General features: G+C 43.6%; 5 protein-coding genes. All 5 read left to right on the forward strand.

Annotation, left to right across the window (positions count from 1 at the left end; all coding sequences use genetic code 11):
- The first annotated feature begins 229 nt into the window (after positions 1 to 229).
- A complete protein-coding gene (murJ, locus tag U9Q08_04060; protein ID MEA3328886.1) occupies positions 230 to 1,789 on the forward strand; it encodes a murein biosynthesis integral membrane protein MurJ in 1,560 nt (519 codons plus the stop codon).
- On the forward strand, positions 1,768 to 3,180 hold the full coding sequence (locus tag U9Q08_04065; GenBank protein ID MEA3328887.1) for an excinuclease ABC subunit UvrC: 1,413 nt from the start codon (positions 1,768 to 1,770) through the stop codon (positions 3,178 to 3,180). The genes murJ and U9Q08_04065 overlap by 22 nt, the downstream gene beginning before the upstream one ends.
- A gap of 160 nt (positions 3,181 to 3,340) precedes the next feature.
- A protein-coding gene (prfB, locus tag U9Q08_04070; GenBank protein MEA3328888.1) for a peptide chain release factor 2 occupies positions 3,341 to 4,466 on the forward strand; the annotation gives its coding sequence in 2 pieces (ribosomal slippage) (positions 3,341 to 3,400 and positions 3,402 to 4,466; 1,125 coding nt in all).
- Between the two features lie 89 nt (positions 4,467 to 4,555).
- Positions 4,556 to 7,252, forward strand: coding sequence for a preprotein translocase subunit SecA (gene secA / locus U9Q08_04075; GenBank protein ID MEA3328889.1), 2,697 nt, complete (start codon positions 4,556 to 4,558; stop codon positions 7,250 to 7,252).
- A complete protein-coding gene (gene lnt / locus U9Q08_04080) occupies positions 7,249 to 8,853 on the forward strand; it encodes an apolipoprotein N-acyltransferase (protein MEA3328890.1) in 1,605 nt (534 codons plus the stop codon). The genes secA and lnt overlap by 4 nt, the downstream gene beginning before the upstream one ends.
- Positions 8,854 to 8,965: the final 112 nt, after the last annotated feature.

Raw genomic sequence — 8,965 nt, forward strand, 5'->3', positions numbered from 1 at the left:
TCGGTCGCCCTTCGGGAATACTCAGGACTTCCTTCGGTCGCCCTTCGGGAATACTCAGGACTTCCTTCGGTCGCTTACGCTCCCTCAGGATGACACCTACGCTTACGCTCCCTCAGGATGACACCTATCTTAACAAAATTAAGGACTTAGGGAGTGTGCAGTTTTAAACTTTAAACTGTGCACTTTTAATTTTTAAATAACAGTTTAACAATACAGCAATATAGATAATATGTCAGACGGAAAATCATTGGTAAAATCAGCCGGGGTGATAGGCCTTTCGACCTTTGCCAGCCGGATCCTGGGACTCTTACGGGATGTGTTTAGCGCCAGCCTGTTTGGGACCGGTTTGGTATGGGATGCCTTTTTGATAGCATTCATGATCCCAAACTTAATGAGGCGTTTGCTGGGAGAAGGGGCGTTGTCCGGTTCATTTATCCCTGTTTTTACTGAATATTTAGAGAAGAAGCCGAGAAGAGAAGCCTGGAAATTGGTTTCGATCATATTTACCCTGTTGGTGCTCGGTTTACTTATGTTAGTATTGTCGGGGATATGGATGATCGGCCTGGCGTTGAATAATTTTTCATTGTCAGCCAAGATCGTTTTAATCTTAAGACTTACCAGGATAATGCTGCCCTACCTGTTCTTTATTTCACTTTCCGCTTTATCAATGGGGATATTAAACTCTTTTAAACATTTTACCTTGCCGGCCCTGGGCCCGGTTATACTAAATGCGTGCTGGATTGGAGCTTTGTTTTGGCTTTGTCCCAGATTTGGTCCCGCATTAGAACAGAAAATATTGGGCTTAACCATTGGCATCTTGTTTGGAGGGGCGGCTCAATTAGCAATTCAGATTCCGGTATTGATTAAAAAAGGATTTAACCGTTTTAGTATAAGGCTTGATTTAAACCTTAGCCATCCGGGGGTCAGGCGGGTTGGTTATTTAATGGCTCCAGCGATACTAGGCCTGGCTGTTACTCAGATAAATGTAGTTGTCGATATTATCTTAGGGTTGATGTTGGGCGATGGGGCGATCTCAGCGCTTTATTACGGCAATAGATTAATGCAGCTCCCTCTGGGGATTTTCGGTATAGCCATGGGGACGGTGGCATTGCCGACAATGGCCGTTTATGCGGCGAAGAATGAGATAGAAAAATTAAAAAAAACACTTTCACTGGCATTAAGAATGGTTTTTTTTATTACTATTCCGGCGGCTGTTGGGCTGATCATTTTGCGTCTTCCGATCATGGAGACACTTTTTCAGCACGGTAATTTCACAAGCTTGTCTGCCAGCCGGGCGGCTGATACCTTGCTCTTTTATTCACTGGGCCTGTTTTCTTATGCCGGAGTGAAAATAGTAGTTCCCTGTTTCTATTCTTTACAGGATACAAAGACCCCGGTCAAGATAGGGATTATAGCCTTGCTTTCCAATATAATTTTAAATTTAATTTTAATGCGGCCGCTGAAAGAAAGCGGTTTGGCTATGGCAACAGCTATTTCCAGCATGATAAATCTGTCTATACTTTTTTTAGTACTGCGCAGGAAAATCGGGAGTTTTGGCGCAAGAAAGATCGTCTATTCATTCGGCCGCATTCTTTGCTCGGCCATGATAATGGGTATATTTTGTTACTTGGTTTCTAAACCGGTATTTAGGCTGACAGGTTTATCCGCTCAATTGATCGGTCTTCTCAGCGTTATATCCGGGGGAATAATCATCTTTATAACCTGTTCCTTCATTTTTAAGGTGGAGGAATTAAAAACAGTATCAAGATGGATATTAAGGAAAAGCTGAATAATCTTCCGAACCTGCCGGGTGTTTATTTACTAAAAGACCGAAAAGACGAGATTATCTATATCGGTAAGGCTTCCAGGCTAAAAAACAGGGTGGTTTCCTATTTTCGGCCTGATAAAAGCCCATCTTTAAAAAGACAGGCGCTTTCTGCGGCTACAACCGGTCTGGATTATATGACTACAGATACAGAAGTGGATGCCTTGTTGTTAGAGGCCAGCTTGATCAAGCGGCATCGGCCTAAGTATAATGTTATGCTAAAGGATGATAAGTCTTATCCCTACCTGAAATTAACCAGCAACGAAGATTTTCCCCGTCTTTTTATTACCAGGAACAGGAAAGATGATAAGGCTGATTATTTTGGCCCATATACCGATGTTAAGCTTTTAAGAAAGGCAATTGCCTTGATGAGAAGGATTTTTCCTTTGAGAAAATGCAGGTTGCTTCCTTCAAAGTCCTGCCTGGATTACCAGATTGGGCAATGCCTGGCTCCCTGTATAGGCAAAGTAAGCGTTAAAGACTATCGCCAGCTTGTAAATGAGGTTGTCTTGTTTTTAAAAGGCAGGCGTAAGAAATTAATCGATGATCTGGTCGATAAAATGAATTATGCTTCCCGGATAAAGTCCTTCGAGGAAGCCGCTAAACTTAGGGACAGGATAGATATGCTTTCTAAGGTAGCCGGGAAAAAGAGAAGGCCTGACATAGCCGGCCAGACAGAAGAGTTAAAAGAGATTTTAGGGCTTTTTGAACTTCCCCGGCGCATTTTTGCTTATGATATCTCTGACATTCAGGGAAGTTTTGCCTGCGGGGTAAGGGTTAGTTTTTACGGGGCAAAGGCAGATAAGGCCGGTTATAGAAGATTTAGGATAAAGGAGGCTGATACCCGCAACGATTACCAAATGATGAAAGAAGTCGTTAAACGCAGTCTCAAAGGTTTAGCTGAAAAAAGTGAGCCTTTGCCAGACCTGATAATAATCGATGGCGGCAAGGGCCATCTTGGGGTTGTAAGACAGGAGTTAGACAACCTGGGCTTTAAAGACATCCCGGCTATAAGTATTGCTAAAAAGCTCGATCATATCTTTACGTCTTTAAAACAATCCCCGCTTGTCCTACCCCCTACTTCCAAGGCCCTACAGATGGTCCAGAGAATCAGAGACGAAGCCCACCGCTTTGCTATTTTTTATCACCACAGCCTGAGGAAAAAAAGCGTTAGCCAGTCGGAGCTTGACCAGATCAAGGGAGTCGGGCCGTTACGGAAAAAAGAGCTGATCAATTATTTTGGTTCGCTGAGTAAGGTAAAAAGGGCCAGATTAGCAGGGCTTGTTAAGGTAAATAAGATTGACCGGCAGACCGCCGGGAACATTATCGAGTATTTCAGAAAAGGGCGTCAATGACGGAGGCAAGTTGATATGACAGCAGGGGTTATCGATAAAATTTACAGCAACTGCACGCTGTTTGAAAAAAGGTGTTTTAACAGCGGTCACCTCACGTCTGTTTGTTTTGACAAGCCCGGGGAGCTTGTGATATATTAGTTCTACCCGAAAGGAACAATGCATGATAGAGGATTTAAAAAAGGGTTTAAAGAAAGTAGAAAAAAGGTTAGAGCAACTTCGAGGTTATCTTTGACCTGGCCAAACAGCAAAAAAGGATAAAAGAGCTGAATATTGAGATGGCCAGGCCTGATTTTTGGGCCAATCCCCAGGCAGCCAATAAAGTAATACTCAAACTAAAGGAATTAAAGTCCTCTATTGAACCCTGCGAAATTTGCCAGGTTGAATATGAGGATTTGCGGGAATTAGCCGGGTTGGTTAAAGAAGAAGACAGCCATTTTATTAAAGAACTCCGGGCAGACTTATCAAACTTAGAAAATAAATTAGAAAAGATAGAATTCGAATTATTATTAAGCGGAAAGTACGATAAAGCCAACGCCATCTTAAGCATTAATTCCGGCGCAGGCGGAACTGAAGCCTGTGATTGGGTTCAGATGCTGGCCCGGATGTATATTAGATGGGCTGAGTCCAAAAACTTTAATACCCGGACCATAGATTTTCTAGCCGGAGAAGAAGCGGGTTTAAAGAATGTGACTATTATGGTTGGAGGTAAGTTTGCCTACGGGTGGCTCAAGACAGAGATAGGCGTACATCGGCTGGTTCGCATTTCCCCTTTTGATTCAGCCCGGCGGCGTCATACCTCATTTGCTTCTGTAGACGTTATCCCCGAAATAGAACAAACCGGCCCGATAGGAATTAACCCCAATGATTTGAGGATTGATACGTTCAGATCCAGCGGCGCGGGCGGCCAACACGTAAATGTTACTGATTCAGCAGTAAGGATTACGCATTTGCCTACCGGGATAGTGGTGCAGTGTCAGAACGAACGGTCCCAGTTTAAGAACAAGTCTGTAGCAATGAAAGTGTTAAAGGCCAAACTTTACGAGAAAAAATTAAGGGACCAAAAAGAAAAGGTTGCCCAAAAGTATAAAGAAAAAATGGAAATTGCCTGGGGAAGCCAGATTCGTTCTTACATATTGTATCCTTACACTCTAATTAAAGACCATCGCACCGGATTTGAAACTTCCAACACTCAGGCAGTAATGGATGGCGGCATTGACCGGTTTATTGAGGCGTACTTAAAAAAATTAAAGACCAAACAAAGTTCCGGGCCTGTCGAGGAAGGATAAAAATGTCAGAGAATAGACAACCTTTAAATTTATTCAGCTTGCGTAAAAGATTCGGCCTGTCTACGTCCAGGAACCCTTTGACTAAGCTTATGGGCAGCCGTAATGAAAGACTGCTGTTAGATCTTTGGCCTAAGGTAGAATTGATAAACAGCCTGGAACAACAGACCATGCAGTTTTCAGATGGTCAACTTCGGGCCAAGACTGATCAGTTTCGCCAGAGGATTAGTTCCGGCCAAACCATGGATGATATTTTACCAGAAGCATTCAGTGTTGTTCGTGAAGCTAGCCGACGCACCCTAGATATGAGGCACTTTGATGTCCAGTTGATGGGCGGTATTGTGCTGCACCAGGGCCGTATTGCTGAAATGGCTACTGGTGAGGGCAAGACACTGGTGGCAACGCTGGCAGTTTATTTAAATTCCCTGGCCGGCAGGGGAGTTCACTTGGTTACTGTTAACGATTATCTGGCCAGGAGAGATAGGGACTGGATGGCCCCAATATATGAGTTTTTGGGAATTTCTTGCGGAGTTATCCAGCATGATATGAGTCCCGAGAATCGCAAAAAGGCTTACCAGTGCGATGTAACCTACGGGACAAATAATGAATTCGGGTTTGATTACCTGAGGGATAATATGGTTACCAGGGCAGAGGAGAGGGCACAGCGGCCGCTTCACTATGCTATTGTAGATGAGGTAGACAGCATTTTGATTGATGAGGCCAGGACTCCTTTGATTATTTCTGGTCCGGCCGAGGAATCAACCGATAAATATTATAAAGTAGATAAGATCATTCCTTCTCTCAAAAAAGGCAGCCGCGATGATGTTACCAAGGAAGAAACCGGCGATTTCGTAATTGATGAAAAAAGCCGCACGACCTATCTTACCGAAGCCGGAGAACTCAAGGCAGCCAAGATTTTAAATTTAGCCGATCTTCACGGGTTTGAGACCATGGAATACAAGCATCATATAAATCAGGCGTTAAGAGCCCATCATAATTTTAAGCACGATGTGGATTACATGATTAAAGACGGCCAGATAATGATTGTCGATGAATTTACCGGCCGGATGATGCCGGGAAGGCGCTGGAGCGACGGCCTGCATCAGGCAATAGAAGCCAAGGAAAAGGTTGCGATCAAAAGAGAAAATCAGACCCTGGCCACTGTTACCTTCCAGAACTATTTTCGTATGTATCAGAAGCTTGCCGGTATGACCGGGACGGCTGCTACCGAAGCCATGGAGTTCAGCCAGATTTATAAATTGGATGTGGTGGTTATTCCCACCAACAAAACTCTCCTGAGAACTAATTATCCAGACGTGATATATAAAACGGAGAAGGAAAAGTTTAAAGCAGCAGTGGATGAAATAGAGGAGCATAACCTACGGAAACGGCCGGTGTTAGTAGGGACCATTTCTATTAATAAGTCAGAAAGACTTGCCCAGCTTTTAAGAAATAGAAATATCCCTTGTAATGTCTTGAACGCAAAATACCACGAAAGAGAAGCTCACATTGTGGCACAAGCAGGGAAGCTGGGCGCGGTGACCATTGCTACTAATATGGCTGGGCGGGGAACAGATATTCTATTAGGCGGCAATGCCGAAGCGCAGGCCCAGGATATTATAGAGGAGCAGATCTCTTCCGGAAAATCTCTTTCAGATGAAGAAAAAAACAAGATTTTATCCCGGCTAAAACAACAGGTTTCCAAAGAACATGAACAGGTTATAAAATTAGGAGGGCTTCACATTCTCGGCACAGAGAGACATGAAGCAAGAAGAATAGATAACCAGCTTAGAGGCAGGGTGGGTAGGCAGGGAGATCCTGGTTCTTCGCGGTTTTATCTTTCTCTTCAAGATGATTTAATGAGGATATTTGGTTCCGATAGAATAGCCGGTATTATGGATAGGCTGGGGATGGAAGAAGGCCAGGAAATACAACATCCTTTGGTTAGCAGGGCCATTGAGACTGCCCAGAAAAGGGTGGAGGTTATGAATTTTGATATCAGAAAACATCTTCTGGAATTTGATAATGTAATGAATACCCAGCGGGAAACGATCTATAAAGAACGAAAAATGTTTCTTGAGGGCAGCGGGCTTAAAAACCATATTCTGGATATGATCGATGATGTTCTAAGCACTGCGCTTGAAACATACGTCAATCCCGACGTTCATCGTCAGGAATGGGACTTAAAAGGCCTTAAGCAGTGGCTAAAAGCAAAATTTCCTATCCAGATAGATGATTTAAAATTAGAAGAGCTTTCTTATCAAGAAATAAAACAGAAGCTGCTGGATAAGACGACGGATGCTTATAATCAAAAAGAAAAAAACGTTACTGCCGAAGTTTTAAGATACTTAGAAAAAGGGGTGCTCCTGCAGATATTAGATTCAAAATGGAAAGACCATCTTTATGGTTTAGATGTTCTTAAAGAGGGGATAGGGCTGAGGGCCTATGGTCAGCGCGACCCCCTGGTTGAATACCAACACGAAGCTTACCAGATGTTTTCCGGGATGATCGAAAGCATAAAGATCGAAACAATAGAGTTCATCTTTAAAATCCAGCCTGTTTTGAAGGAGAAAAGGACTGCGGTCTTTGATGCTTCAGACCAAAAACTTGTTCATCCTGATGCAAGGCCGATGGCTGGTTTACCTCAAGTTTCTCCAGAAGGACCTCCTCGGTCTCCGGCAAGGGAAGCAACAGCGGATCCTTACCGGAGGCAAGACCGCAAAGTAGGCAGAAACGAACCTTGCCCTTGCAATAGCGGCAAAAAGTATAAACATTGCTGTGGGAAATGAAATTTTTTTTCTTATGCTTGTTTTCAGCTCTCCTGTTAATTTTTTCTTTTCCAAAGCCTGAGTTAAACGGCCTTGCCTGGTTTGCCTTTGTCCCTTTGTTTATTGCCCTGGATAAAAAAAAGATGAAACAGGCAGGCATATTCTCCAGCCTGGCCGGCGTTGTGTTTTTTCTGGGAACGCTTTATTGGGTCGGGTATGTAAGCCTTTGGGGATTGATAGGGTTGGTTTTATACCTGGCGATTTATTTCGGCCTGTTCGGAATTTTTGCCTCATTTACTCTGCGAAGCAAAACAGCTGTCTTTACGATTCCCGCTTTTTGGGTGGCCTTGGAATATATCCGTTCGCATCTGTTTAGCGGATTCGGCTGGGCTGGCCTCGGATACTCCCAGTATCTGAATATTCCCCTTATCCAGGTAGCAAATCTTACCGGCGTATACGGCGTTTCTTTTCTGGTGGTTATGGTTAACGTAGTTATTTTTCAGATGTTGCAACTTGCAGGTTACAGGCGGGCTGCAGGGACTGATTTTAAGCCGGTATTAATTAATTTCGGTACCGCCGCATTGATTTTAATATCAGTGTTTGCCTATGGTAAATCTCAGCTTTTAAAAAAGCCTGAGTCACAGATAAGGGTAGCGGTAGTGCAGGGTAATATCTCTCAACAAGAGAAATGGAATCCAGGACTTAAATATTTAATTCTCGATAAGTATCGCGCCTTGACTAAATTAACTTTTTTTGCTCAGCCGGATATTATTATTTGGCCGGAAACAGCTGTTCCCGGATATCTGGTCAATCAGAAGCTTCTGGTTTATGTTGCTGATTTGGCTAAAGAAATAAATACGCCTTTGTTGATAGGCAGTCCTTTTTGGGCTAGTGACCAGAAGGTTTATAACAGCGCCTTTTTGATATCCCGGCAAGGCAGGATTATTACGCGCTATGATAAGTTACACCTGGTTCCATTTGGAGAATATATTCCACTAAAACCATTTTTTCGGTTTATCAAAAAGATAGATAAAAGAGCAGGCGGCGGCCAATTTAGCCCGGGAAGAAAATATACAATATTTAACCTTCCGGCAGCCAGCCTGTCCCGAGCGGCCTTTCGACAAGCTCAGGGTCGTCCCGAGCGAAGTCGAGGGGCGAAGTCAAGGGACAGCCGGCAGTTGGGAACCAAATTCGCGGTGCTTATCTGTTTCGAGGATGTGTTTTCCGGTTTGACCAGGAGATTTGTCAGACAAGGGGCAGGTTTTATGGTCAATATTACCAATGACGCCTGGTTTGGTGATTCGGGCGGGCCGTATCAACATGTCCAGGCCTCGGTATTAAGAGCTGTTGAGAACAAAATCAGCGTGATAAGATGCGCCAATACCGGGGTAAGCTGCTTTATCGAACCAACAGGTGAAATAGTTGGCAGGGTAGCCGATAACAAGGGTAAAAACCTGTTTATAACCGGCTATTTAACCAGGGAAATCAGCATTTCAAAAACCCGCACTTTTTATACCAGGTTTGGCGATCTATTTGCTTATCTTTGTATTTTAATTTCAATGGGTTCGGGAATTTGCTTTTTCTGTTATTTAAAAATTAAAAGTGCACAGTTTAAAGTTTAAAACTGCACACTCCCCAAGTCCTTAATCTTGTTCTTTTTAAGATAGGTGTCATCCTGAGGGAGCGTAAGCGACCGAAGGAAGTCCTGAGTATTCCCGAAGGGCGACCGAAGGA

The sequence above is a fragment of the Candidatus Omnitrophota bacterium genome (assembly GCA_034717435.1).
In the GTDB taxonomy this organism is placed as follows: Bacteria; Omnitrophota; JAUWXU01; order JAUWXU01; family JAUWXU01; genus JAYELI01.